Origin of the sequence: Candidatus Endomicrobium procryptotermitis (assembly GCA_031279415.1) — a bacterium.
Classification (GTDB): domain Bacteria; phylum Elusimicrobiota; class Endomicrobiia; order Endomicrobiales; family Endomicrobiaceae; genus Endomicrobium_B; species Endomicrobium_B procryptotermitis.
Genome location: JAITIP010000018.1, coordinates 86,905 through 111,794, shown reverse-complemented (window position 1 = coordinate 111,794; position 24,890 = coordinate 86,905). Strand labels below are relative to the sequence as shown.

30 protein-coding genes, 3 tRNA genes, 1 other RNA gene and 1 pseudogene are annotated in these 24,890 nt (G+C 36.1%); 8 read left to right on the top strand and 27 right to left on the bottom strand.

What is annotated here, in order from left to right; genetic code table 11:
• Nucleotides 1–6: 6 nt before the first annotated feature.
• From LBD46_03345 to LBD46_03300, 10 genes are all read right to left on the bottom strand, one after another.
• The gene (locus LBD46_03345) at nucleotides 7–1,398 is read right to left on the bottom strand and encodes a UDP-N-acetylmuramoyl-tripeptide--D-alanyl-D-alanine ligase (protein ID MDR2426199.1); all 1,392 of its coding nucleotides are present in this window, start codon (nucleotides 1,396–1,398) and stop codon (nucleotides 7–9) included.
• Nucleotides 1,398–2,933: a UDP-N-acetylmuramoyl-L-alanyl-D-glutamate--2,6-diaminopimelate ligase gene (locus tag LBD46_03340; protein MDR2426198.1), complete on the bottom strand. Its 1,536-nt coding sequence runs from the start codon at nucleotides 2,931–2,933 to the stop codon at nucleotides 1,398–1,400. The genes LBD46_03345 and LBD46_03340 overlap by 1 nt, the downstream gene beginning before the upstream one ends.
• On the bottom strand, nucleotides 2,930–4,666 hold the full coding sequence (locus tag LBD46_03335) for a penicillin-binding protein 2 (protein MDR2426197.1): 1,737 nt from the start codon (nucleotides 4,664–4,666) through the stop codon (nucleotides 2,930–2,932). Before LBD46_03335 ends, LBD46_03340 begins: the two co-directional genes overlap by 4 nt.
• A gap of 4 nt (nucleotides 4,667–4,670) precedes the next feature.
• On the bottom strand, nucleotides 4,671–4,922 hold the full coding sequence (locus tag LBD46_03330) for a hypothetical protein (protein MDR2426196.1): 252 nt from the start codon (nucleotides 4,920–4,922) through the stop codon (nucleotides 4,671–4,673).
• Nucleotides 4,915–5,793 (bottom strand): 16S rRNA (cytosine(1402)-N(4))-methyltransferase RsmH, encoded by an 879-nt coding sequence (rsmH, locus tag LBD46_03325; GenBank protein MDR2426195.1) that lies wholly within the window; start codon nucleotides 5,791–5,793, stop codon nucleotides 4,915–4,917. The genes LBD46_03330 and rsmH overlap by 8 nt, the downstream gene beginning before the upstream one ends.
• A gap of 1 nt (nucleotide 5,794) precedes the next feature.
• The gene (locus LBD46_03320; protein ID MDR2426194.1) at nucleotides 5,795–6,148 is read right to left on the bottom strand and encodes a sulfite exporter TauE/SafE family protein; all 354 of its coding nucleotides are present in this window, start codon (nucleotides 6,146–6,148) and stop codon (nucleotides 5,795–5,797) included.
• 7 nt (nucleotides 6,149–6,155) lie between these two features.
• An RNA gene (gene rnpB / locus LBD46_03315) (RNase P RNA component class A) lies at nucleotides 6,156–6,504 on the bottom strand.
• Between the two features lie 11 nt (nucleotides 6,505–6,515).
• On the bottom strand, nucleotides 6,516–7,226 hold the full coding sequence (locus tag LBD46_03310) for a C4-type zinc ribbon domain-containing protein (protein MDR2426193.1): 711 nt from the start codon (nucleotides 7,224–7,226) through the stop codon (nucleotides 6,516–6,518).
• Between the two features lie 47 nt (nucleotides 7,227–7,273).
• Nucleotides 7,274–7,348 (bottom strand) — tRNA-Val (locus LBD46_03305).
• 88 nt (nucleotides 7,349–7,436) lie between these two features.
• Nucleotides 7,437–7,510: transfer RNA gene (locus LBD46_03300), tRNA-Ile, on the bottom strand.
• A 244-nt stretch (nucleotides 7,511–7,754) separates the two neighbouring features.
• Between LBD46_03300 and LBD46_03295 the strand changes: the two are divergent.
• The 5 genes and pseudogenes from LBD46_03295 to LBD46_03275 all read left to right on the top strand — a co-directional run bounded on the left by LBD46_03295 (nucleotide 7,755) and on the right by LBD46_03275 (nucleotide 9,702).
• Nucleotides 7,755–7,918, top strand: a pseudogene (locus tag LBD46_03295) (transposase).
• Nucleotides 7,919–7,977: 59 nt separating this feature from the next.
• Nucleotides 7,978–8,181, top strand: coding sequence for a hypothetical protein (locus tag LBD46_03290; protein MDR2426192.1), 204 nt, complete (start codon nucleotides 7,978–7,980; stop codon nucleotides 8,179–8,181).
• Nucleotides 8,166–8,423: a hypothetical protein gene (locus tag LBD46_03285; protein MDR2426191.1), complete on the top strand. Its 258-nt coding sequence runs from the start codon at nucleotides 8,166–8,168 to the stop codon at nucleotides 8,421–8,423. The genes LBD46_03290 and LBD46_03285 overlap by 16 nt, the downstream gene beginning before the upstream one ends.
• Before the next feature lie 348 nt (nucleotides 8,424–8,771).
• Nucleotides 8,772–9,197, top strand: coding sequence for a hypothetical protein (locus LBD46_03280; protein MDR2426190.1), 426 nt, complete (start codon nucleotides 8,772–8,774; stop codon nucleotides 9,195–9,197).
• Between the two features lie 331 nt (nucleotides 9,198–9,528).
• A complete protein-coding gene (locus LBD46_03275) occupies nucleotides 9,529–9,702 on the top strand; it encodes a hypothetical protein (protein ID MDR2426189.1) in 174 nt (57 codons plus the stop codon).
• A gap of 129 nt (nucleotides 9,703–9,831) precedes the next feature.
• Here LBD46_03275 and nth read toward each other — a convergent pair whose 3' ends face one another.
• The 6 genes from nth to LBD46_03245 form a co-directional block, all read right to left on the bottom strand.
• Entirely contained in the window at nucleotides 9,832–10,473 is a 642-nt protein-coding gene (gene nth, locus LBD46_03270; protein ID MDR2426188.1) for an endonuclease III, read from the bottom strand.
• Nucleotides 10,470–11,246: an inositol monophosphatase gene (locus tag LBD46_03265; protein MDR2426187.1), complete on the bottom strand. Its 777-nt coding sequence runs from the start codon at nucleotides 11,244–11,246 to the stop codon at nucleotides 10,470–10,472. Before LBD46_03265 ends, nth begins: the two co-directional genes overlap by 4 nt.
• 8 nt (nucleotides 11,247–11,254) lie before the next feature.
• Nucleotides 11,255–12,145, bottom strand: coding sequence for a copper resistance protein NlpE (locus LBD46_03260; protein ID MDR2426186.1), 891 nt, complete (start codon nucleotides 12,143–12,145; stop codon nucleotides 11,255–11,257).
• A 137-nt stretch (nucleotides 12,146–12,282) separates the two neighbouring features.
• Nucleotides 12,283–13,275, bottom strand: coding sequence for a M48 family metallopeptidase (locus LBD46_03255; GenBank protein MDR2426185.1), 993 nt, complete (start codon nucleotides 13,273–13,275; stop codon nucleotides 12,283–12,285).
• Between the two features lie 15 nt (nucleotides 13,276–13,290).
• Complete coding sequence (locus LBD46_03250) at nucleotides 13,291–13,869, bottom strand: LemA family protein (GenBank protein ID MDR2426184.1); 579 nt, start codon at nucleotides 13,867–13,869, stop codon at nucleotides 13,291–13,293.
• Nucleotides 13,870–13,906: 37 nt separating this feature from the next.
• On the bottom strand, nucleotides 13,907–15,898 hold the full coding sequence (locus tag LBD46_03245; protein ID MDR2426183.1) for an LTA synthase family protein: 1,992 nt from the start codon (nucleotides 15,896–15,898) through the stop codon (nucleotides 13,907–13,909).
• Nucleotides 15,899–16,149: 251 nt separating this feature from the next.
• Here LBD46_03245 and LBD46_03240 point away from each other — a divergent pair.
• Together LBD46_03240 and LBD46_03235 are read left to right on the top strand one after the other, a co-directional pair.
• Nucleotides 16,150–16,221, top strand: a tRNA-Asn gene (locus LBD46_03240).
• 176 nt (nucleotides 16,222–16,397) lie between these two features.
• A complete protein-coding gene (locus tag LBD46_03235; protein ID MDR2426182.1) occupies nucleotides 16,398–16,559 on the top strand; it encodes a M48 family metallopeptidase in 162 nt (53 codons plus the stop codon).
• A 4-nt stretch (nucleotides 16,560–16,563) separates the two neighbouring features.
• Here LBD46_03235 and LBD46_03230 read toward each other — a convergent pair whose 3' ends face one another.
• Nucleotides 16,564–17,163, bottom strand: a complete 600-nt coding sequence (locus tag LBD46_03230) for a master DNA invertase Mpi family serine-type recombinase (GenBank protein ID MDR2426181.1) — start codon at nucleotides 17,161–17,163, stop codon at nucleotides 16,564–16,566.
• 149 nt (nucleotides 17,164–17,312) lie between these two features.
• Between LBD46_03230 and LBD46_03225 the strand changes: the two genes are divergently transcribed.
• Nucleotides 17,313–17,621, top strand: a complete 309-nt coding sequence (locus tag LBD46_03225) for a hypothetical protein (GenBank protein ID MDR2426180.1) — start codon at nucleotides 17,313–17,315, stop codon at nucleotides 17,619–17,621.
• A gap of 245 nt (nucleotides 17,622–17,866) precedes the next feature.
• On the opposite strand, the gene LBD46_03220 is transcribed toward LBD46_03225, so the two are convergent.
• The 10 genes from LBD46_03220 to LBD46_03175 all read right to left on the bottom strand — a co-directional run bounded on the left by LBD46_03220 (nucleotide 17,867) and on the right by LBD46_03175 (nucleotide 24,873).
• On the bottom strand, nucleotides 17,867–18,028 hold the full coding sequence (locus LBD46_03220; GenBank protein MDR2426179.1) for a hypothetical protein: 162 nt from the start codon (nucleotides 18,026–18,028) through the stop codon (nucleotides 17,867–17,869).
• Nucleotides 18,029–18,103: 75 nt separating this feature from the next.
• Nucleotides 18,104–18,898 (bottom strand): hypothetical protein, encoded by a 795-nt coding sequence (locus tag LBD46_03215; protein ID MDR2426178.1) that lies wholly within the window; start codon nucleotides 18,896–18,898, stop codon nucleotides 18,104–18,106.
• Nucleotides 18,895–19,104, bottom strand: coding sequence for a hypothetical protein (locus LBD46_03210; protein MDR2426177.1), 210 nt, complete (start codon nucleotides 19,102–19,104; stop codon nucleotides 18,895–18,897). Before LBD46_03210 ends, LBD46_03215 begins: the two co-directional genes overlap by 4 nt.
• Before the next feature lie 20 nt (nucleotides 19,105–19,124).
• Nucleotides 19,125–19,445, bottom strand: a complete 321-nt coding sequence (locus LBD46_03205; GenBank protein MDR2426176.1) for a hypothetical protein — start codon at nucleotides 19,443–19,445, stop codon at nucleotides 19,125–19,127.
• Entirely contained in the window at nucleotides 19,442–20,308 is an 867-nt protein-coding gene (gene folD, locus LBD46_03200; GenBank protein ID MDR2426175.1) for a bifunctional methylenetetrahydrofolate dehydrogenase/methenyltetrahydrofolate cyclohydrolase FolD, read from the bottom strand. Before folD ends, LBD46_03205 begins: the two co-directional genes overlap by 4 nt.
• 294 nt (nucleotides 20,309–20,602) lie before the next feature.
• Nucleotides 20,603–22,231, bottom strand: a complete 1,629-nt coding sequence (groL, locus tag LBD46_03195) for a chaperonin GroEL (protein MDR2426174.1) — start codon at nucleotides 22,229–22,231, stop codon at nucleotides 20,603–20,605.
• A 48-nt stretch (nucleotides 22,232–22,279) separates the two neighbouring features.
• The gene (gene groES / locus LBD46_03190; protein ID MDR2426173.1) at nucleotides 22,280–22,564 is read right to left on the bottom strand and encodes a co-chaperone GroES; all 285 of its coding nucleotides are present in this window, start codon (nucleotides 22,562–22,564) and stop codon (nucleotides 22,280–22,282) included.
• A 154-nt stretch (nucleotides 22,565–22,718) separates the two neighbouring features.
• The gene (locus LBD46_03185) at nucleotides 22,719–23,510 is read right to left on the bottom strand and encodes a hypothetical protein (GenBank protein MDR2426172.1); all 792 of its coding nucleotides are present in this window, start codon (nucleotides 23,508–23,510) and stop codon (nucleotides 22,719–22,721) included.
• Nucleotides 23,507–24,301, bottom strand: coding sequence for a type III pantothenate kinase (locus LBD46_03180; protein ID MDR2426171.1), 795 nt, complete (start codon nucleotides 24,299–24,301; stop codon nucleotides 23,507–23,509). The genes LBD46_03185 and LBD46_03180 overlap by 4 nt, the downstream gene beginning before the upstream one ends.
• A gap of 47 nt (nucleotides 24,302–24,348) precedes the next feature.
• A complete protein-coding gene (locus LBD46_03175) occupies nucleotides 24,349–24,873 on the bottom strand; it encodes a FumA C-terminus/TtdB family hydratase beta subunit (GenBank protein MDR2426170.1) in 525 nt (174 codons plus the stop codon).
• Nucleotides 24,874–24,890 lie beyond the last annotated feature (17 nt).

Sequence of the window (24,890 nt, the reverse complement as noted above, 5' to 3'; positions counted from 1 at the left end):
TCTCCTCTAATCCAATTTCATCTTAAAAGATTCATAAACTTCTTCAAGTTTCATACTGCGCGAACCTTTAAAAAGATAAACAGTTTTTGCAGTATTACTGTTTTTCTCCAAAAGCTCCAAAAGTTCTTTCTTGTTCTCCACATGGTATGATGGTTTTTTATTTATAGAATTTTTCATGCCTTTGCTTAATTCTCCAAGCAGATAAATATTGTGTATCTTATGCAGTCCATCTATAAAACTTCCGAGTTCGCCATGATAAACTTCGGCTTTTTCCCCCAGTTCAAGCATATCACCAAAAACAAGATTAATATCGCTGTCCGGATAAGATTCACATACACTCTGCAGTGCTTCTTTTACCGATGAAGGATTCGCATTATATGCATCGTTTATAAGAATAACTCCGGATTTGGTTTTTACAGTTTCCATCCGCATTGGTGGAGGAACGAAAGCTTCTATTCCATCTTTAATTTCTTCCGCAGAAAAACCCAATCCTCCCGCAACTGCGGAAGCGGCAAGAGCGTTGGCGATATTAAATCTGCCTTTTAGCGGCATCGTCACAGAAATCGAGACACCGTTTATATAAAGCTCAAATTTAGGTTTATCCAACCATAAAGTTATATTGTGCGCGTAAACATCAGCTCCGCCATAAAATCCAAAAGTTATAACTTTAGAATACATTTTCTGAGAAACATTTTTCAGTATTTCATCATCGGCATTTAAAACTATGAAGCCATCAGCGCAAACACTGTCGAGTAATGCTCTTTTCTCCTTGAAAACGCCTATAGGCGAACCAAAAGTTTTCAAATGAGAATAACCGATGTTCGTAATTACGGCCACGTCTGGAGATATTATATCCGAAAGAATTTTGATTTCTCCACTAAGCGATGTTCCCATTTCAAATACGGCGTATTCGGTATCCATTTGAAGATTCAGTGCGGAGAGAGGCAGTCCTACTCTATTGTTAAAATTTCCTTTATTGCAAATTGTTTTACCCCTTCTTTTCAGTATCGAAACCAATATTTCTTTAGTCGTCGTCTTGCCGTTTGAACCCGTTATGCCTATGACTTTTGCTTTTTTGCAGCGTTTTACATACGCTTTTGCAAGCTCTCCCAAAGCGATAAGAGTGTCATTGACTTTTATTATTGAAGGAAAGAGTGGAAAAGATTTAGTCAAGTCTATGTCATCTTTAGAATATACGATTCCTCCTGCTTCTCTTTCAATGCATTCTTTGATAAAATCATGTCCATCAAAATTTTTACCTTTTAAGGCAAAATAAAATTGTCCTTTTTTAATGGTTCTGGAATCTATCGAAACGCTTTTTATGAGAAGATTTGGATCGCCTAATAAAAACTTTCCGTTTACGGCTTTAATAAAATCCTTAAGATAAAATGACTCCATTAAAAATCGAACTCCTTTTGCTGTGTCTGCCAGGATTTTAACGATGCCTTTTGTTTTTCTTTTAAATCCAAATATTTTTGTGCAAACTCAATATCGTTGAAAGGTATCTTTTGGGTTCCTGTAATCTGATAGGTTTCATGCCCTTTGCCGGCTAAAAGAATTATGTCTCCTTTTTTTGCCATCATAACAGCTTCTTTTATGGCATGTTCGCGGTCTGCAATGATTTTATAATTTGTTTTTCCTATTCTTTTAATTCCTACTTCTATATCTAAAATAATCTGCAAAGGATCTTCGGTTCTGGGATTGTCAGAAGTAACGAAAACAAAATCGCTCATTTCAACTGCGATTTTTCCCATCAAAGGCCTTTTTGTCCTGTCTCTGTCGCCGCCGCAGCCGAAAAGCGTTATTATCCTTTTCGGTTTTAAATCATTTAAAGCCGATAAAACGTTTTTAAGCGCGTCATCTGTATGTGCATAATCGACAACTATTTCAAAACCTAAATTTTTAGTATTTACTCTCTCAAGCCTTCCGGGAGCTTGTGTGCATCCGTTCAAAGCTTCAACGACTCTCTTAAAATCTATACCGCAGGCAACACATGCGGCAATAGACGACAAAACATTATATATATTGTGTAAACCTATGTGTTTTATTTTAACTCTCTCCGCCATAGCATTTGCAGCAATCACATTAAACTCGCTTCCGACGCTTGAAACGTTTATATTTGCGGCTTTAAAATCAACTTCATTTGTTTTTACGCCGTACGACTTTTTCTTGGCATTAATATCAATTTTAAAAAGCTTTTTGCCGTATTTATCATCGGCATTAATTATAGCATACTTAATATTACTTTTTATACCTTTGCCAAGCTCTGAAAATAAAAGGCTTTTAGCCGCAAAATAACTCTCAATATCTTTATGAAAATCAAGATGATCTCTAGTCAAATTTGTAAAAACGGCAATATCAAAATCTATTCCCGCGACACGTCCCAAAGCAAGCGCGTGAGAAGAAACTTCCATAACAAGATATCTTATTGCGCAAGAGCACATTTCCCTCATCATTTTGTATATATCTGCGGATTGAGGCGTGGTATTGGGAGCGTTAAAAACTTTTCCACCGTACCTGTAATTAACTGTACCGATAACACCGCAACTTATCCCACAATGAGCCAAAATGCTTTCAATCATATAAGTAATAGTAGTCTTTCCGTTAGTTCCGGTAATACCTATAATCGTCATTTCTCTGTCGGGATAATTATAAAATTTGGCACTAAACTCCGACATAAAAGAAAAGATGTTTTTAACAATTATTTGCGGTAAAACGACATTGTCGGCTTTTTCTTGTGAAATTATGACTGAAGCACCTTTTTCAGCGGCTTCGCGGATAAAATTTTTTCCGTCAGTCATATGACCGGGTAAAGCAAAAAAAGCATCACCTTTTTGTAATTTTCTTGTATCGTAGGAAATTCCGGAAATTTCGATATCTCCGTCTCCTGCAAACAGCATATCTTGAACTGGAAAAATATCTTTTGCTTTCATCTTTTCACCTTTTTATTTTCATTTTTTATTTTATCATTTTTAACGTCTTCAGGTTCGTCTTTTCGCAGATCAAGATACTGAACTGCTCTTGCGGCTATTTTGGCAAACACCGGAGAAGTTACCGAAGCGGCATAATAATCTCCTTTTGGTTCGTCAATTATGACGAGAATCACGAGTTCCGGATTCATAGCGGGCAGCATTCCGCAAAATGAAGCCACATAATGCTTCGTAGAATATCTTTTCATCACAGGGTCTATCTTTTGCGCCGTACCGGTTTTCCCTCCTGCGGAATATCCGGGTATTTTAGCGGTTTTACCGGTACCTTTGTCCACGACATTCTTTAAGATTTTTTTCATTTCTCTGGCAGTTTCTTCGCTAATTACGCGCCTTATCTCTTTGGGCTCAAAAAATGACATATTTTCCGGCAGCGTATTTTCAATATTTTTTATTATTATCGGCTTCATCAAAACGCCGCCATTGGCTATGGCGGAAAATGAATTTATAAGCTGTATCGCTGTCACCCCTACGCCCTGCCCGAAGGAGATTGTAGGCAAACTTAACGAACTCCAGTTTTTCTCGTCAAGCAAAATGCCTTTAGCTTCTCCTGGAAGATCTATTCCCGTCAAAGAATAGAAACCAAACTTTCTTATGTAATCATAAAAATCGCGGCTTCCGGTCTTTTGTGCGATTTTAACCATTCCTATGTTTGACGACTGTTCCATGGATCTGCTCAGTGAAGCATAACCGGCAATTTTATGATCATCATTAATCGTATGTTTTCCGATTTTCATTCTTCCATTTTCAAGATAAAAAGTATCGGTAAATTTTATTTTATTTTTATCGAGAGCAGCCGAAACCGTTACGATTTTAAAAGTCGAACCGGGCTCAAAAATATCGCTTATCGCCGCATTTCTCAATACGCCAACATTTTTTATTTCATCGGAAAAATCAAAATCTGGAAGAGAAACCATCGCCAGGATTTCTCCGTTTTTGGGATTTTGAATTATGCACATTGCTTTCTTTGCTTTAAAATCTGAAAAAGCTTTTCTGAGTTCCTGCTCGGCAATAAATTGCATGTTCTTATCTATAGTTAAAGTAACGTCCAACCCGCGAATTTTTGTAGTATCCACAAATTTATCGCGTATTACTCTGCCGCGACCATCTTTAGAATGCATTGTTTTAACCTGTTCTCCGGACAAATAAGCATTGCAGATTTTTTCTATTCCTTCCAACCCGCTGCCATCAGCACCGGTTATTCCCAATATATGCGCTAAAAGCCTTCCTTCCGGATACTGTCTTGCATACTTGCTTTCAAAACCTACGCCGAAAATTTTTTCCGCTTTAATTTTTCTGACGGTTTTTTCTTCCAGATTAAAAGCAAGTGGAACATATGAGTTGCCTCCGAACTCTTTTACTGTTTTTTGCTTAATCCTAATTCCGTAAGCGGCGAGCTTATTTTTGACTTCATTCAAATCGACGATTATTTTAGGATCGATAAAAAGATTATACCTTCTGACACTCGTCGCCAGCACTCTTCCTTTTGCGTCGAGAATATCTCCCCTTTTCGGCATTTCAATATTTTCACGCCTAACCATTTTTTCTACGGCTCTGTTTATCTTAGGATACATAAAAAGCTGGACAAAAATAAGTTTGACAAACAAAGCAAAAAAAATGAAAAATACGGCGAAAGCCAATATTTTTCTTCTCTTAACAGATTCAATTTTTCTTTTCATTTTTTTAATCTATATAAACCACTGACTTTTCATCGGGCTTTGAAAGCTGTTTTTCTTGGGCAATTTTGTCCATCTTTTCCAAAGCCAGTATCGAATTTATTTTTAACAGCAAATTGTCGTTTTCAGCGCTTATTTTTTCATACTCATTTTGCATTTCGCTCACTTTAAAGCCGAGACGTGTAGCCGTAGTCTGCTGCCAAAGATATACAAAAACACAAAATATTATGCATATGACAACTGCAAAAGGTTTATACATATATTTTCTCCGCAGCCCTGATTTTCGCGCTTCTACTACGCGGATTGGCGTTTATTTCCTCAGCACTTGCCGTAATGACTTTTTTCGTAAGGATTTTATATATGTTTCTGGAAGCGTTCCATCTAAAATTCTGTTTTATGATCCTGTCTTCAAGAGAATGAAAACTTATTATGACTATATGCCCTCCATCATTTAAAAGTCCCGGAGCAGCATCGAGCAGCCCTTCCAAATTTTCAAGTTCTTTATTGACAAAAATTCTCAACGATTGAAAAACTTTCGTCGCCGGATTTATTCTTCCTTCCAGATTTTTAACTGAACAAATTATATCGCGCAGCTCTATGGAAGTATTTATTATGCCTCTTTTTCTACGATTTACAACTGCTTTTGCAATCCGTCTCGACAAATGCTCTTCACCGTATCTATAAAATATGTCCGCCAGTTCTTCTTCGCCGTATTCATTTATTATTTCTTTTGCCGTAAGCGGATTTCTTAAATCCATGCGCATATCAAGGTTTTTAGAATTAAAAGAAAAACCCCTTTCCAAGTCGTCAAACTGTTTGGAAGAAACCCCGATATCGGCCAAAATTCCATCGACTTTGCCCACTGACGAGTTTTCCAAAGCATTTTTAATATTTTTAAAATTATCACGCATGAAAGTCACTCGGTTTTCAAAATCGGCACGGCGTTCACAAAATCTTTCAAATGCGGCGGCATCCCAATCAAAAGTGATTATTTTTATATCTCTGAATTTATCAAGAAGATAGGAAGTGTGGCCTCCGCCGCCGAACGTACAATCGACGTACAATCCCGAAGGATCGGTTATAAGATATTGTGATGATTCGGAAGGCATTACGGAGATATGATAATCCATTTTATTTAAAAAACAGCATTTTTACCGCTACGGCAATCATTAAAACCGCAAAACATTTTCTTAGCAAATTTTCCGGAAGAGAAGCTGCAAAATATGCTCCGATAAAACCTCCGGCTATAAAACCTATCCCTATAAGAGCAGCGACGATTAAATTTACATATCCTTTTTTATAATAGACCAACATTGAAAAAAAACTGAGCATTATTATTGCAAGAGATGTTCCCTGAGCCTGATGCTGTGTCATTTTCAAAAAAATAATCATGAGGGGAATCAAAATTATCCCCCCTCCCACTCCCATAAGACCGCTTAAAACACCTCCGGCCAAACCGATACCTATGCAGATTGCTGTTTCCATTTTATTTTAATACAGACGGAACGTACACCGAATTCTGTCTTTCAAAAAGTAAACTTTTTGAAAGCGCGATCATTTCTCTGCCGTTAAAATCACTTTTAACGGTCAAGCGGCCATACTTCAGCCTTGCTTTCCGATAAGGATTTAGCCGTTTCACCTATTACATTACTGTAAAAGCTTATCCTTGTACAAGGATACCTGGCCGTTTCCGGCCGAGGCGTCTCTGCTCGCACCTCTGCGCTCACGCGCGACAGGGATTACCTGCTACCGTTTTCCATCATCAGAAAACTGACTGATGGTAAAGTTCGGACTTTCCTCTTCACAAATACAGAAAGTGAAGCGAGCGCGCGTCCGTCTGTACAATATTTTCCTATTTTTTTAAAAGTATTCTTGAACAGTTATCACAAAATATAAGGTCATGACATTTTTGTGCCTGATTTATCAACTGAGGTCTGAGAACCATTCCACATCCGCCGCAGCTTTCACCTTCTATAATAGATATTCCCTGCCCGTTTCTGCCTTCGCGAATCCTTTCGTACTGCTGCAGAATATTTTTATTTACTTTTAATTTATGCCGCTCTCTTTCTTCTTCAATTTTTTTTATTTCATCCGAATATTTATTTGCGGAAATTTCAATCTCCGCAATTTCGCTTTTTATTTTGACTTCAAATTCTCTCAGTTCTGTTTCACTATCTTTTACGATCTTATTTTCGTTTTCTATTTTGTCCATCAATTCTAAAATCTCATCTTCAATGATGCTTTTATCCGCTTTGGCTTTTCCAATTTCCAAAAGCAAAGCCTTATAAGTATCGTTTGATTTTATGGTGTTTAATTCCAAAGAATGTTTTCCTATAGCTTTTTCTTTTGCGTCTAGAACCGCTTCTTTTTCTTTTCTTAAAGAGTTCAGATTTACATAGTTTTTCTTCTTTTCTTCCATTTCTCGTTTTTTTATTTCAAGTTCTTTCTGTTTGTTATCAATCTGCAAAGGAACATCCGAGATGGCATTTCTGATATTTTCTATTTTTATATCGTACTCCTGCAGCTCGTACAAAAGTTCCAAATCCTGTCTCAAATTTTCCATTTTCACTCCATTTATAAAAATTTATAATTTCAGCCTCACATTTTAAATGGTGGGTAGTGCAGGGATCGAACCTGCGGCCACTCGCGTGTGAGGCGAGTGCTCTTCCGCTGAGCTAACTACCCTTTTTTAACAAATTTTTGATTATTATAGCAAGTTTTAAACATCACGGCAAATAAAAAAACCCTTGATTTCTCAAGAGTTATCTTTAATTGGGCCTGGTAGGACTTGAACCTACGACCATTCGATTATGAGTCGAGTGCTCTAACCAACTGAGCTACAGGCCCGCTTATCAAAATATTTAAAAATTATACTTAAAATTAAATTGCAAGTCAATTGTTATGTTAAGGAGAAAGGCAATGAATTACTTTGAATTTCAAAAGAAGTTCCCAACGGAAAAGGCAGTAATAGATTACTTTATTAAGATTAGATATAACGACAATGTTGTATGTCCGAAATGCGGTAAAACAGAAGGAGTATATCATTGTCATACTGAACCTAAGAAAATACATTATAATCATTTATATTATATTGTCAGTAAATCATTCAGCAGGGCAATATGTTAGCAGTAGCGGTGTCCACACAAACGGGATTGAAAGTTTTTGGGCTTTACTGAAAAGAGGTATCTATGGAATTTACATCATATTTCAGTAAAATATAAGAGATATATCAACGAATTTACGTTTAGAATGAACGGCAATAGCTTTGATGGATTATTAAAACAGTGTGTTTTAGTTTAAACTTTGAGGTATGCGTGGAACAAGAAATAGTATTACAAGAAAATTTTTACAAAATGTTGGGAATAAATTCCGATTTATCTCACAGCACTGATGGTGTTTTTCGTGGCTGTTTGTTTGAAAATAAAAAAACAATAGACAGTATAAATGAAACATTATGGCAAGCAATTAAATATCTTGCTCTCGTAGAGAACGTGGCGAAACAATGCCTGCCACCATAATTTTGAATGACCTTATTCGTGAAACTGCTTATATTTACAAAACACAAGATTTATATGAACAGATACACGGCAATTATTTTGGTGCTGCAAGCAAAAACAATAAATGGATGCCTCTCATATATAACACTATACAATATGAAACTATACGCTATGACGATATTGATAAAAGAGCTGAATTAATAAATATCGTTAAAGACGAATCCCTTATTCGTTATCGTATTGATGCTCGTAATATATCGTGAAAAGGTTATGGATAATAACAGCGTTAAAATTATTGTGGAAAATCCTCCATATTTTAAATCAGGGAGCGGTGGATCTCAAAAAACGGGACGAAAGGAAAATAAATGGAAAAAAAGTTTTGTTTGTAAAGAAATAAAAAGGAAGTTAAGGGCGTAGCCACAAACGAGCTTGGCAATCTTTTTATATGGTCAGGTTTTAAATACTATCTTAAAAATACAACCGATTCATTTATTGTATATTCGCCAACAAAGTATTGGCGTAATCAAGAACTTGTAAATAAAAAGTTTCTCGGCGGATTTTTATGTAATCGTAAAGAATTTCATGCTCCGCAAAATTCGGCAACAGGTGTGATGTGGTGGCAAAACATAGATGAAAGTCGTGAGGAATTACCGCCAATGACACCTTATAATATACAAAATAACGAGGCTGTTGTTTGTGCGGAATCGGTCGGTGATATAATTTTACGTAAAGCACACATTAATTTGACTGAAGCATACGACAAGCATAAAATGGAAACAGACAAAATAGACGAGATTCTTTGTGAAAAAGACGGCACAAAATTTGGAAAAGATGGAAGAAAAATTGCCATAAATAAACCACTTTACAATAATAACATTATTGCATATATGATTGCTGACAGCTTTTTAATTGATAGAAAACACATTGGATTACTTCGTGCGGCAGAATATCGTGGTCACGGCTTTTATGTTCGCTCCGACAATTTTGTTGAAAAACTCCCGATATTTGTAGCAAGTTATTTTCCTTATGACAAATAGTGGAAAACAGACGTGTACTCTAAGTGCTACGATGGACAAGGTTCTTATTTGAAAGATAACATATTTTTAAAAAAATGCTTTTTTATACTGCCTTAACTCCTAAAAATAAGTGTCGCAGTCTAAAAGGCAGCGATAAACGTGATTATCGTAATGAATTATGTTTTGACGGCAATACATTGGCTTCACAAAAATTAAAAGAATTACCTAAAACGCACGTGAAGATTCTTTATTAAAATTATGGAATGAACTTCTTGCAAAAGCGAAAGAAACAGATGAATATAAGATAATTATTAAAAAATGTTTTTCCGCAACATTAGGATTATGGCAAATTATGGAAGAGATAAATGTTGAAGAGATTATAGGAAAAGACCACAGCGGCAAAGACATAAAAAAACGTAAATATGTATCATTGGATTGGGATGTCAAGGCTCTTAATAAGGAACTGAAAGTATATTATGCAGACGAAATTATAAAAGACTTAAAAAAATATGAACTAATTAAGTAATACACTATTCACAATGGGATAATTCTGTAATTATTTAAGACTACAGGTCTTTAATTTTTAACAGCCGACTGTTTTCGAATAGGGAATTCTTTAATCTAAATAGTGCATATCTCCTTGACCCTAGCAACATTAAACATTTGCTGAGGGGCATATTTTATTTAAAAAGCATTGTGCATGATCCGGGTGGCGGGCCTTGCATACGCGTCTTCCGAGAGTTTGTATTAAAAAAGATATTTTTCTCCAATTTTTGTGTGGAACTATTTCCATTAAGTCCTTTTCTATTTTTACGGGATCATCGTATTTTGTAAGTTTCAACAAATTTGAAATTCTTATGACATGTGTATCTACAGCTATGCCTTCGGCTTTTCCGAAAGCGCTGCCTAAAACTACGTTAGCCGTTTTTCTTGCAACTCCAGGAAGTTCCAAAAGCTCTTTCATTGTCTGTGGAACTTTCCCACCATATTTTTCAAGCACCATTTTTGCCGAATTAATAATATTTTTTGCTTTATTTCTAAAAAAACCAGCTGAACGTATAATATTTTCAAGCTCAGTGCTATCCGCCTGTGCATAATCTTTTAATGTTTTATATTTGCGAAATAAAACTTCAGTCACTTTATTGACGCGCTCATCTGTACATTGCGCCGACAAAATAACGGCCACAAGAAGTTCGAAAGGATTTGAAAATCCCAAGGCAATATCGACGTTTTTGTATTGTTTATCAAGTATTTTTATTATTTTTAGGACATTTTTTTTCTTATCTTCCGATTTCATCCCAGTATCTCCAAAACCGTTTTATGTACCATTTTATTATTTGAAGCCAATATGGTATTTTTAAAGATAAAATCTTTGTCTCCGTAGTAATCTGAAACTATCCCACCTGCCTCTTTGACAATTAACGCTCCAGCCGCTATATCCCACGGATTTAGGCCTTCTTCCCAAAAAAATTCAAATCTTCCGCAGGCGACATAAGCTAAATCCAAAGCTGCGGAACCGAGCCGCCTCATACCTTGCGTGCGCATCATGATATTCGTAAAATTTTTTATTGCTCTTTCACTTTTTTCTCTAACATAATATGGAAAGCCCGTTACAGGCAATGCCCGTATAAATTCTTTTATTTCAGAAACTTTTATTTTTTTTCCATTAAGATATGCCCCTTTTGATTTTTCGGCGGCAAAAACTTCTTTCATTACAGGGGAATATACAACTCCAGAAATTATATCTTTTTTATATTTTAAAGCAACCGAAACGCAAAACATCGGAAGTCCGTGAACAAAATTTACCGTACCGTCGAGGGGATCTATTATCCAACAAAAATCCTTCTTTATATCATTTACGCCGTCTTCTTCGGCTAAAACACCATGCTGAGGAAAAACATTTTTCACGACTTTTATAACAGCTTTTTGCGCATTCCTATCGGCCTGAGATACTGGATCTATCTCACCTTTATATTCTATGTTTAAATCTTTATTATAATGCCGCATCAAAACCTTAGCGCCAGCCTCAGCTGCTGCCAAAGCCGTCTGCGTATATTTTGACAAATTCATTTTATTTCTCATTTTTTCAATCTGTAAAGTTCTGGGGATGTTTCTATTTTCTCATGGTAAATATCAAGTTTTTCTATAATACTTCTGCCTAAAAAATAAAAAGCCATTTGCTCATCTGTAGGCTTATCATAATCTAACACAAAAAAAGATAAATCGTCACTCGGCGACCATTTCCCGGCTGATTCAAAAGTCCTTGCGGGGTTGCTTAGATAACTTTGCTCAAGACGATATGTATAATCGTTTGATAAAGTTAAAATCATTGCAATGCCGGCATCATCCGCAGCAGGAATCGTTCCCTTATATCTTCCTGTATAGTATTTCAGCAAAGCATCAATACTTACGGGAGAAGCGGCCGTTCTTCTGCCAAACGGAAGTATTGTCATGTTTTTGTTCGTATCAACAAAACTTACATTTAAAACCTGTTTTGATTTTTCTATTTCAAAAGTTTTTACATTTGAAGTAAAATATCCTATTTCCGGCGTCGATTGCGGAACTATTTCATACTCTATATAAATATCGTTCTCTATAAAATATGCCTTTACAATTTTTATATCATTTAAAATTTGAGAGGGTTTCATTGCAATTATTACAGTTAGATTATTTTTAAAATCTGGAAAAGCAGCTACATCCGTTATTGTTTTTGACTGCCTGAGAAAATTGTCAAAAATTTTTTGAGAACTTATAACAAAAAAATTGACGTCATCGACAAGTTTTACACTGTTTTTTAAAAAATACCCATCAAGCTCCTTAAAAGCAAGTGATTCAGTTCTACTTGTGTCCTCAGCTTTTGTCTTGATTTCTCTTATTTTTTCTCTCGGCACCAACCGTTGCTGCATAGTTGTCATAGGAATACATGCCGAAACAATAAAGGGCATAAGTAGTGCAATAATTTTTCTCATAAAATAACCTCCGGACTTAACTTATAGGAATTAAAAACCTCCTAGAGGGGTCTTGAAACCAAGACATTTTCTTACACTTTAAGATATCTCTAATTTTACTACTGCATTTAGAGAGTTGTATCCGTTCTATTATTTTTTCAGCTTCTGTATCCATCCATTGTCATTAAAGCTTTTATTCTATCTTCAATCGGAGGATGTGTCGCGAACAGACCCGAAATTTTTGAAAAAAGCGAATTTTGTTTTTCCGGAGACAACGGTGTTACTATGCACATTGCTGCCATAGTTTCTTTGTCGTTAAGTTTTTCTACGACGGAATTTTTTGATATTTTTCTTAAAGCATTCACCAGTCCTTCAGGATTTCTAGTTAAAAGAGCAGCCGTAGCGTCCGCCTGATATTCTCTCGTCCTTGAAACTGCGAGCTTTATCAGCGGGGCAACAAGATATCCGTAAAGATATAATGCCAGAGCCAATACCAAAAATAAAACCTGTCCGCCGCCTTTATTTTTACCTGAGCCGCCGCTTTTTGTCATTGCTATCCTGAGCAATATTTCGGCTGCTATGGTGGCAAAACTTATGCAGACAACCATTATAAGCATAAGCCTTATGTCTCTGTTGCCTATATGTGCCATTTCATGCGCAATGACGCCTTCAAGTTCTGGTCTTTCAAGTTTCTTAATGATGCCTTTTGTCAAAGCTATATAAGAATGTTTGGGATCTCTTCCCGTTGCAAAAGCATTTAAAGAGTTATCGTTAATTACGTAAACTTTAGGCATCGGCAGCCCTGCCGTTATCGCTATGTTCTCGACAATTCTTATTATTTCTGGAGCCGATTCTTTCGTGAGTTTTACCGCGCCCGCTGCAGAAAGAATAAATTTCTGGCCGAAAAAATAGCTTATCAGCACCCATGCTATGGCAATAACGGATACGACAGGCAGCACCTGTATTGCCAGACGGTTTGCTGTGGCGACGGATGAAATATGGTTGTTGTTTGGATTTGGAGAACCCACAGCGCTAAATAACAAGATTGCCAGATAAACCAAAACTACAAGACTTACCAGAAAAAGAATCATAAGCAGTATCGTTTTTCTTTTATTTGAATCTATAAAATCGTAAGTTGTAATATTTGCCATTTATCAATCCTTTGATTAAAAAGAAATTTTAACGGCTTGTCTAGCGGACTGTTCGTTTTCATCGAGCTTAAAAAATTCCTGTTTTTCAAAGCCAAAGATTCTTCCTACTATATTGCTGGGAAACATTTCAAGCTTGGTATTTATCGCAAGCACGTTGGAATTATAAAATCTTCTGCTTGCCTGTATTTTATTTTCTGTATCTGTAAGTTCTCTCTGCAATTCCAAAAAGTTTTCATTTGCTTTAAGATTCGGATAATTTTCAGACAACGCAAAAAGAGATTTCAAAGTTCCAGTAAGCATATTTTCCGCTTTGGCTTTGTCTTCTAGAGAACCCTTGCTTGCCATGGCCATATTTCTTGCTTGAATAACGGATTCAAGCGTACTTTTTTCATGCGACGCGTAACCTTTAACTATTTCTACGAGATTCGGAATAAGATCATAACGGCGTTTCATCTGAACTTCAATATCGCTCCATGCTTCTTTCACCCTATTTTTGAGAGCGACAAATGCATTGTATGTCACAAGAAGATATAGTCCTGCAATCAAGACAAACAAAACAAGCAAAGCGACTAAAAACAATAAAATCGTAACCATTCCATTCCTCCTTATTTAAATTTGTGAAACTTATGTCTTATTTTTTCGTGTTGAGATAAATATCAGCAGCTGCAACTATATTTTTGTAGTAATCGAGCATTTCTCCGTGCCGCTGCGAATATTGCGTCTCAGTTAAAGTTTTTGATTTTGTGTCAAAGTTAAAATACAAAATTTCATCCGAATCAATATTATACAAAACCACCTTATCTTCCGACAAAATAAAACCTTCGCTGTTAAACGCTATATGTTTTTTTGAATCGTCCAATAAACTCACGCCTGCGGCTACATATGCTGTTTCCGAAAGAGACAAATCGTAAAGCGTCGGAATTATGTCCATATGGCTTGCAGCGATGTTTGCGTCAATCTGCTTTTTTATCTTTTTCGGCATATAAATGTATGTTGGGACAGCATATTTTTTGAATAAATCTTCTTTTGGAAGAGGATTAATTTCTCTCAAATTATGATCACCGGTGATTACGACGATAGTATTTTCAGCCAGGTCCGAATTCTTAATGGCGTCTAAAAATTTTGCAGCTTCATGATTGGCAAACTGATAAGTTTCGAATATTTTTCTGCCGTATTTCTTTTCTCCGCGCATCATACGTAAGAGTTCTGCGGGAATATTTAAAGGAAGCGGCTTGTAATAAGGCGGTATTTCGTAAGGAGGATGCGTTCCCGTAGACATCGCATAAATAAACTTAGGGTTATCAGTCGCTTCATTGAGCTCTCTTAAAATTATTTCAAAAAATTGAGCATCGTTTATGCCCCATTCGTGTCGATATTTATTTTTGATGCTTCCTTCGCCAAAAGTTTTATTAAATCCTTGCGTTTTAAAGAAGCTTTCAATTCCTCTCCATGTAAGACTTCCTCCATAAATAGCCTTCGTATCGTATCCAGCATTTTTATAAGGCAGAGCAGCTGCACTTGAATATTCGTTATATGCTAAAGGGCTTTGCGTAATTTGCAGCGCATAAGGTCTTTGCGGCATATTTAAAATTGTGGATTCAAGGCAGTGAATCGTGATTCTGCCGGCCGCCAGAAAATTGTAAAGAACGGTATCTTCGTCAAAATGCTTCTTCAATCCGGCTAAAACGTTGAAATTTTCACTGTTATAAAGTATCGGTACTTCGCCAAAACTTTCAAGTACGATAAAAACAACATTCGGTTTAAGCACTGTGATATCGCTGTTCGGTGGTGTAATCTTATTAAATATAGATAAATCTACAGAGTCAATTTCGATTCCCAGCTTTTCATAAAGCTTTATTTTGTTTCTGCTTTGTTCGGATTTAGCGTATAAAGCATCAGTCAGAGAATGCATGCTGGATATTGAAAGTTTATTAATAAAATGATTAGTCGAAATCTGCGTATGAAAAGTTCCAAGCGGAAACATCGATACGGTTCCTCTTGCCGTAATGAAAGTCATGCATATGACAATCAAAACGATTATCGTTTTTAGCGGAAAACTCCAATATGACGAAGCTATTATGCATTTCATGTTCAGAAGCATTTTACACGTATACGAACTAAACTTATAAGCCGTATAGCTTACGAAGACAAGAACTGTAAACGCCATCGGGAAACGCCAGTCATAAACTATTGTTTTTGCAAGACTAACCGTATCGTCTTCAAAAAACTGAAAAAATAAGAGATTTATGTGTTCATAAAAATAAGTAAAAAACCCAAAATCTATTATAGTTAAAGCAGCACTTGCTGTAAAAGCAAGCCAGAAATATAATTTTATTATGACGGTAAACAATTTAAAAACTTTCAAATTTCTTAAAAACAAAAAAACCGTAAAAATTAAAATAACGAATGAATTTAAATATGCCAAAACCGACAAATCAAATCTAAGCCCCAGCACAAAAGCTTTAAAAATATCGATGTAAAGTCCTTTTAAACTTCCAAAATCTGCGAAATAAAATAAAAAAAATACCCTGTAAGCAGTCATTGCTGCAAGAGCAGCTATATTTATCGGCACTATTTTTAAAAGACAGTCAAAATATTTTTCAAAATTATATTCTTTTACCATGAGTAATTAATCAACCCTTATATTACGCAGTTACTTGCAAAGATGCTATTTCATATAGTTTTTTATCCGTATTATTGCGAATATTTATATTCTTGACATATCATTTTTATCTTTTGTGTTATTATATCATTTTTATTTTAATATAAAATATGTTCAGCGAAAAAATATAGTTGAATTTTTTTTCAAAAAATGTATAATTAGTACATTCGATTTAAACAAAGGGCTATTTAACAAATTAAAAAATAATTAGTTCCGACGTAGCTCAATGGTGGAGCAATCGGCTGTTAACCGATCGGTTGCTGGTTCGAGTCCAGCCGTCGGAGCTTATTTTTAAACATTCTTTTGGCACTGAGTCCAAAGAGTTTTTATATGTAAACTAATGTCCTTTCGTTTATAGAAAAACTGGAATTAATCAAATTTAAAATCTGTCTTTTTTACTCCAAGCACAAACTTTCAAACAATTTGTTTGCTTTTTTTGTTAATCTGAATACAGCCATAAGTGAAAGTTGACTTCATTATTGTTCACGAACTTGTCCATATAATCCACTATAAACATGGCAAAGCGTTTATTGCTTATATGGATACCTATCTGTTATATTATTGGCATTGGCGTGAAACCAAAAATAAACTCAATGCTTTAACATTAGACTATATTATATAAGCGTTTAGAAAAATATATTACTTTTTATAAAATTACTTAAAGTCGTTCTATGTACTTTTAATTTTCGCGCTATAGCGCTTTTGCTTTTATGCTTTTTTAACAAGTCCCCTATATACTCGCGTTTATTGGTTAATTTTAGGCTTGTATTTTTTCTGCCTTTTGGTCGTCCTAAAATTTTGCCCTCTGCACGGATTCTTTGAAGAGCTTCTTTTGTCCTCTGTGAAATTAAATTCCTTTCAATTTCTGCAGAAAGTCCAAAAGCAAAAGCTAAAACTTTGGCATTTATATTATCCCCTAACTCATATTTTTCTTTTGCGGTTAAAATTCGCACCCCCGTATTCATACAAAAATCTAAAATACCCATAACCTGCATTAAATTTCTGCCAAAGCGAGATAATTCTGTAGAAATTACAGTATCGCCGTTTTTCAATCTTTTCATTAACTTGCCAAATTTTCTTTTTTCCAGCGCTTTGCCTGCACTAATGGTTTCACTAAGCCATTCATCAATAATGATATTTCTATCCTTAGCAAATTTTTCAATCTCAAATCTCTGATTTTCCATATTTTGCTTATCCGTACTCACGCGAATATAACCGTAAAACATAAAATCACTCCTTTTTTTTGTATTTTCATATAGGATACAAAAGAGAAAAAAACGCTCCTTAAAATAAAACATATACCCTTGATATCTAGCATTTGTATCTGTCTTTAAAAAACAAAGCGATAATATAGTCCGATAATTCTCAGTCTATAATGAAGCGTTTTGATAAAAATTGCAGGCGTGGATATATCATAGTATTTTCGTTTGGGAAGGTAGCGGTAGAAGAAGCAGTCAGACTAAGAAGGGATAGAATAATCCCTATAAAAAAACCTCCACGTATAACACTTAGCTACGAATGGAAAGAAGCAGGAACTAAAAAGGATAAAGAAATAACTTTTACTGCAACGGGGGATAATGTAGAGTTATGGCAATGGGATTTTGAGTATAATGTGGAAAAAGGATTTAAGGGAGTGGTAATGCTGGATAAAAAAGGCAAACAGACAAAAGTATTGTCTACGTGAAAATATCAGATAGGATGAGGGGAGTAAATAAAGACGGCATAGATGCAATAGAGAGTATAACTCTGATAGTAAATGGCAATGTTTGTAACGAACAAATTAAAGTAAAACTAATGGCTAAAATATAGTTAAAATTCGACTTTGCAAAGTAGTGCTATAAATATATAAAATAGACCTAACCGGCGGAAAATATCATAATAAAAAAGCCGTCTCTCAAGAGACGGCTTTTTTATACAAACCAAACACTCTTATTTCTTCTTCTTTGTAACAGCACTTTTTACGGTTTTTTTCGACGTAACTTTTTTCTTCGGCGCAGCCGCTTTTTTTACTGCAACTTTTTTCTTCGGCGCTACTGCTTTCTTCCCTTTGCATCCACAAGCCATCGTTCGGCTCCTTTTGCCTATCGGCATTTTTTTTCTCCGCTTAAGCGGGATAATAACTTCATATGCGTATTATATAAATGAAAATTATAAAATGCAATAGTTTTATTTTAAATCATCTGGAATTTCTCTGGGCGGAAGTTTGATTCCGATAAGCTCAAATGCTCCGGAAATTATCGCTCCGATAAAATAAATCACCCATACATAAGTATAATAAGAACCGAAAACCACGGCAGTTCCCGCGGCGAGAAACGAACCCGCCAGTATCATAAGACTCGCTTCAAGGTATCTCCATTTTTTCGGCATTAAATTGTAAATATGTGTAAGCTGATAATTGTGTCTTCTATGCTTTACATACGCCGCGGCAAGAAGAAGAAATCCTACAGGAGAAACGAACTGGCATATCAAATGTATAATCACAAGCTGTATTAGAGGGACTCCGGATGCAAACCATACGGGATCGTACATACTGATAATTCCCCAGGAGTAAATGATTTTGGAACTCGTAGCGGCGATGGTGTTTACAAGAACAAAAATTACTCCCATTAACGAACCTATTATGTAAGCCGCAAATGTCGATGATTTTGGCGCACCGCTGGTCGCGGGAACCCAATGAAAAATCGCGACAAGTATCGATGGCGCTATTACCGACATCAAAAAAAACTGCCTTGCCGAATTTATTATCATAGGCCACGGATGCGGGCCCGTTATGTTTTGCAGAGGACGTGTGATAAAATAAATCGCGAACATTATAAATGCGATCTCAAGTTTTTTAAATCCTATTTCGCCGAACATTATTGAACGATATTTGCTTGTTCTTTTTACCTCAAAAGCCATAAAAAAATATAAGAGACCTGTTATAATCGGAAGAAACGCCGTTACGGCAAAATCTAAGTTCATTTGCTCTCCGTCAGACATATATTAAAATTTTTCATTCTTACTTTATTGTCTTTCAGCCGCGACGGTTCTGTTACAAAAAATACAGGATGCTGTCCTTTCGATTTATCCGTGATTTCACAGTGAACCGTGTTTTTTATCATTATAAAAAAACTTAAAGAAGGATTATTGAATTCAAGTCCAATGGCTATAAAATCTTTTTCCGTCAATTTTGCGGCGGCTTCTTTTTTTATAAATTCCTTTTTTTTAAATAAGAAAGAATCAGATACAGTTTTTTAAATTTTAAACCCAAAGGATTTATAAGCAAAAAATCTTCATTGTCGTCATGGCAGCTAAATTTTATCTCTTCGTTTCTTTTTCCGACGCTCATCAATGTATGCGCTCCAAACTTGGACGAAGAAGTATAAAACCTGCCGACGGACCCAGTCTTTATTTTTGTTTCGACGGTTTTTTTCAGCGGACGTATGAGCCTGATAAGTTTCTTCTTTTCAAGGCTTAAAAATAAATCCAAAGAAGCTTTTTTTGGCTTCAATAAAATTTCTTTTTTCATCTTCTATTTGCAAAAGCTTTAATCGTGTTTTCCAACAGCATTGTTATCGTCATAGGTCCAACTCCTCCGGGAACCGGCGTTATCGTTATGTCCATTTCTTTGACATCTTCAAAATCTACGTCTCCGCAAAGTCCTCCCGGCAGCCTGTTTATGCCAACGTCAATTACACACGCATTGTATTTAATGAACTCTCTGTTAACGAATTTTGGTTTTCCGATTGCCGCGATGACAATATCGGCGGTTTTGCATATTTCTTTTAAATTTTCCGTTTTTGAATGCGACATTATTACAGTCGCATTGTTTGCCAGAAGAAGCATTGACAAAGGTTTGCCGACAAGATTCGACCTTCCTATCACTACAGCAGTTTTTCCTTCTATCTGAATACCAGATTTGTGAAGCAGATATATTACGCCGAGCGGGGTGCAGGAAACCAAAATATTTTTTTCTGCAATCTCTTTCCAGCTTTTCGAAAGATTCAGCAGTCCAGCATTAAAAGGGTGAAGTCCATCGACATCTTTTAGAGGGCTTATGGCATTTATGCATTCTTGAGCGTTCCTGTTGTCCGGCAGCGGAAGCTGCAGCAATATGCCGTCAATATCCGAATTGGCATTAAGTTCTTTTATTTTTGCAATAATTTCTTCCTTAGAAGAATTTCTCGGCATCGTGCAGTGTTCCGAATGTATTCCCACGTCAATGCAGGCTTTAATTTTTGATTTAATGTAAACCTGACTTGCAGGATCGTCTCCTACGAGTATTGTTGCAAGTCCGGGAAGTTTGCCCGTTTCTTTTTTTAATCGTTCAATTTTTTTCTTGATTTCTAGCCTTACATCATTTGAAATTTTTTTCCCATCTATTATATTCATAATGCCCTCAATATAAATTGAAATATTTTAAGAAATAAGCACTGAAAAGCGGAGTGAATATGGAAAATTCTCTGTAATTAAAACTCATATTCATCCTCCTGTCGTCGGATATAAAATTATATAAACTCCTGACGGAAAATGCAATTATTGCACTACCTCATTGGCACCGCAAAGATAACAGTCCGATTTTAGTTTTGAAATAATATAAACATTGAATAAAAAAGCCTCCTTTGGCTTTTATATTTTACCATTAGAGGCTTTTTTTATACTTCTCTACTTTGGGTTTTTTGGAAATTAATATTCCGGCATCGGAGGCATTCCTCCGCCCATGGGCATTTTCGGATGTTTTTCTGGAATATCAGTAATTAAAGTTTCTGTAGTAAGCACCAGTCCAGCTATTGAAGCAGCATTTTCTAAAGCCGTTCTTGTAACTTTTGCAGGATCTACTATTCCGGCTTTTACCATATCTACATATTCGTTCGTATCGGCATTGTATCCATAAGACGCATCTTTCGAATTTTTAATTTTATCTACGATAACTGAGGATTCGAGTCCTGCGTTTTCGACAATCATTCTTATCGGACTTTCAAGCGCTTTGCAGACTATAGCTATTCCGGTTTCTTCATCAGCATCAACCGCTTTTACTTTTTCTAAAACAGACTGGGCTTTTAAAAGCGCTACTCCTCCGCCAGCAACTATTCCTTCTTCCACTCCCGCTCTTGTGGCGTTTAATGCATCTTCGACTTTGAACTTTTTTGTTTTCATTTCGGATTCCGTTGCGGCTCCTACGTTGACAACGGCTACTCCGCCTACGAGTTTTGCAAGCCTTTCCTGAAGTTTTTCTTTATCATAATCGGATTTGGTTTCCTCAATCTGCTTGCGGATAGTCGAAATTCTTGCTTCTATCTCTTTTTTGTTTCCCAATCCGGAAACTATTGTCGTATTTTCTTTGTCCACCACAACTCTTTTTGCCTGACCAAGCATATCTATTGCCGCTTTATCAAGTTTTAAACCTGTTTCTTCGGAAATTACCGTTCCGCCTGTAAGAATCGCTATGTCTTGAAGCATATCTTTTCTTCTGTCGCCAAATCCCGGCGCTTTTACCGCCATAACTTTTAAAGTACCTCTGATTTTATTGACAACCAAAGTCGCAAGCGCTTCACCTTCAATGTCTTCCGCAATTATTATAAAAGCTTTTCCAGTTTGTACAACTTTTTCAAGTAATGGAAGAATTTCCTGCATTGAGCTGATTTTTTTGTCCGTAATTATAATGTAAGGTTCTTCCAAAATTCCCTGCATTCTTTCTGTGTCGGTAACAAAGTAAGGCGAAGTATAACCTCTGTCAAACTGCATCCCTTCGACAACATCAAGAGTGGTATCTGAAGATTTGCCTTCTTCAACGGTTATGACACCGTCTTTGCCGACTTTTTCCATGGCATCCGCTATAAGATTGCCTATTTCTTTATCGCTTGCCGAAATTGAAGCTATCTGCGCTATCTCTTCTTTATTTTTTACTTGTTTTGCGATTTTTTTAAGTTCATCGATTACAGCAGTAGTGGCCTTTTCAATACCTTTCTTTATGTGATTGGCATTTGCCCCAGCTGTAATGTTTTTAAGCCCTTCAGTAATCATAGATTGGGCAAGAACTGTCGCAGTAGTCGTACCATCGCCGGCAATATCGTTGGTTTTGGAAGCGACTTCTTTTACAAGCTGCGCTCCCATATTTTCAAAAGGATCTTCAAGTTCGATTTCTTTTGCAATCGTTACACCGTCATTTGTCACTGTCGGAGAACCGAATTTTTTGTCCAATACCACATATCTTCCTTTAGGACCTAAAGTAATTTTTACGGCATTAGCAAGTTTATCAACTCCGCTTTTCATAGCTTTACGGGCTTCATCATTGTAAATTAACTGTTTTGCCATTTTCTTGTCTCCTTAATAAATATTCTGAATTTAAACTTTCTCGTTTAATTATTCCAATATGCCGAGAATATCGTCCTGACCCATTATAAGATACTGAACGTCATCAATTTTTATTTCCGTGCCCGAGTATTTTCCAAAAAGTACTTTGTCTCCGGCTTTTACATCAAGGGCTATAATTTTACCGTCATCGGTAGTTCTGCCTTTTCCCACTGCTATAACCTCACCTTCTTGAGGTTTTTCTTTCGCTGTATCGGGAATTATTATACCCCCTTTTTTTACTTCTTTTGCCTCTACAGGCTTAACTAAAATCTTGTCACCTAATGGTCTAATCATTCTGAAATCCCTCCTTAGTTTTTGTCATTTTATTTTTTGTAGCGCTCTTGATATGTTAGCGCTCAAATATTATGATTGCTGATTATATAAATATTCATTTTTTTTGTCAATAGGCATTTTTTATTTTTTTGTGGAAATTTTGAAGGAAAGGAAATTAAAAATTAAAAAAAATTCCGAAATTATAATTTATTCGATATTCATAAACCGACAAAGTAAAAGAAAGATTTAAAGGACTTAAAACCATTTGACCGCCTATCCCGTAACCTATGCCCGAAATTATTGAAGACATTCCGGCTCTGTTTGAAGTGACAGCGTGTAAACCGGTTATGTCATAACTTAAAAACGCATATGGCTGTATATAAGGAATATCCCCAAAATAAGCTGTAACCGCAGTTTTTATATTCCATGCATTAAATTTTACACGATTTTCGCCGGTAGTGAGTTTATATGGATCATCTGCATCGGCTAAAAGATAGTTATAAATTGACTGCGCCGAAATAGTAGGAATATAATCATAGCCTTCATATAGCAGATACTTTACGCCTCCGCCGGCAACAAAAGAATCGTTGGAATACGAAATTCTTGCGATTCCTGTCATTTTTTCCGAAAGAAAAAATTCGCTTTGTATTATAGGATAATAAATTGCCGTGTCGCCATTTCTCATTACTATTACGTCTGCAGTTGTAACCTGCTGATAAGACATTTTTATGCTCATGGTAAAACCTAAAGTGTCAAAATTCCCTACCACTCCATACGAACCGCCGGCTATGGCCTGACCAACGTCTTTTGCAAGCTCGTCAAGATACCTTTGAGCCTTTGCCCTACTGCCCGAACCGTATCCATCAAATTCGTACTGAAAAAGCATTATATTGAAAGCTTCATAAGGGTGAGCAAAAAGCGTGCCGCTGTAAAAAACCAATAAAGCCATAATTAAAAATTTTTTCATTTTTTCCCAACTTTATAAGATTTTTCCCAGATGATTTTTATTCCTTCAAGAGTCAAATCAGGGCATATGGATTTAATTTCTTCTATTTCGCCGGACATAAATTCCGCCAGCCCGCCGGTTGCAATTATATTATTGACTTTCATCTCTTTTTTTATCCGCGCGATTATTTCTTTTACAAGTCCTATATAACCGAAATATAAACCGGACTGTATGCATTCAACGGTAGCAGTGCCAATGGATTTCGCCGGCTTTTTTATTTCGACATGCGGCAACTGGGATGTTTTCAGGCTTAAAGACTGTGCGGACATTGCAGGTCCCGGAGCTATGGAGCCACCGAGATACCTGCCTTTTTGGTCTATGCAATCAAAAGTTGTCGCAGTTCCAAAATCTATGACAACCGTACCTCCACCGTAATGAGAGTATGCGGCTATCGCATCGGCTATTCTGTCCGCGCCGGCTTCTTTCGGATTACCTGCGGCAAATTTTAATCCGCCTCTGTTTAAATAATTAACGAAAAAGATTTTTTTGTTAAAATATTTTTTGACAAACTCTTCAAAAACACTGTTAAGCGAAGGAACTACACTTGCAGCGCCCACATATGAAACTTCAGCGGCATTGAAACCCGAATAATAGAACATGTCCATCAGCAAGGTACCGTATTCATCGGCTGTCTGACCTTTTTCCGTAGACATTCTCCAGACTTTTGCCGGGCTTTCAGCCGCTTTTCCGTTTTCAAACTTAAAAAGTCCTATTGTTATATTCGTATTTCCTATATCTAAAGCAAGAAACATAAAACGCCCTCTTTTTTAATTTTATAAATACGGAAAAAATACATATATTATAGTATATCAAAAATGCTTATGCCTTTTGAATCAATGGCTACGATAAGAGGCATATCTTCAACTTCCAATTTGCGTATAGCTTCGGGCACTAAGTCTTCAAAAGCGATTACCTCTGCTTTTTTAACAGTTTTTGAAAGCAAAGCCGCAATGCCTCCTGTTGCCGTAAGATAAACGGCTTTATTTTCTTTTATTGAATCTATGACAAAATCTTTTCTGGCGCCTTTGCCTATAAGTATCTTTACACCTTCTTTAAGCATGCGCGGCGTAAAAATATCCATTCTTGCCGAAGTAGTAGGGCCGCATGCTCCGATTACGTTTCCGGGTCTTGCCGGAGAAGGTCCACAATAATAAATTGCGCTATTTTGTAATTCAAACGGCATTTTTACACCTTCGTCAAGCATTTTTATAAGCCTTAAATGCGCGGCATCTCTGGCAGTATAAAGAACGCCAGAAAGTAAAATCTGTTCCCCAGCTTTTACTATGCTTGTATCTAATGCCAAATCTTTTACATTTATCTTCAATTTAATTTGTCCTGTTT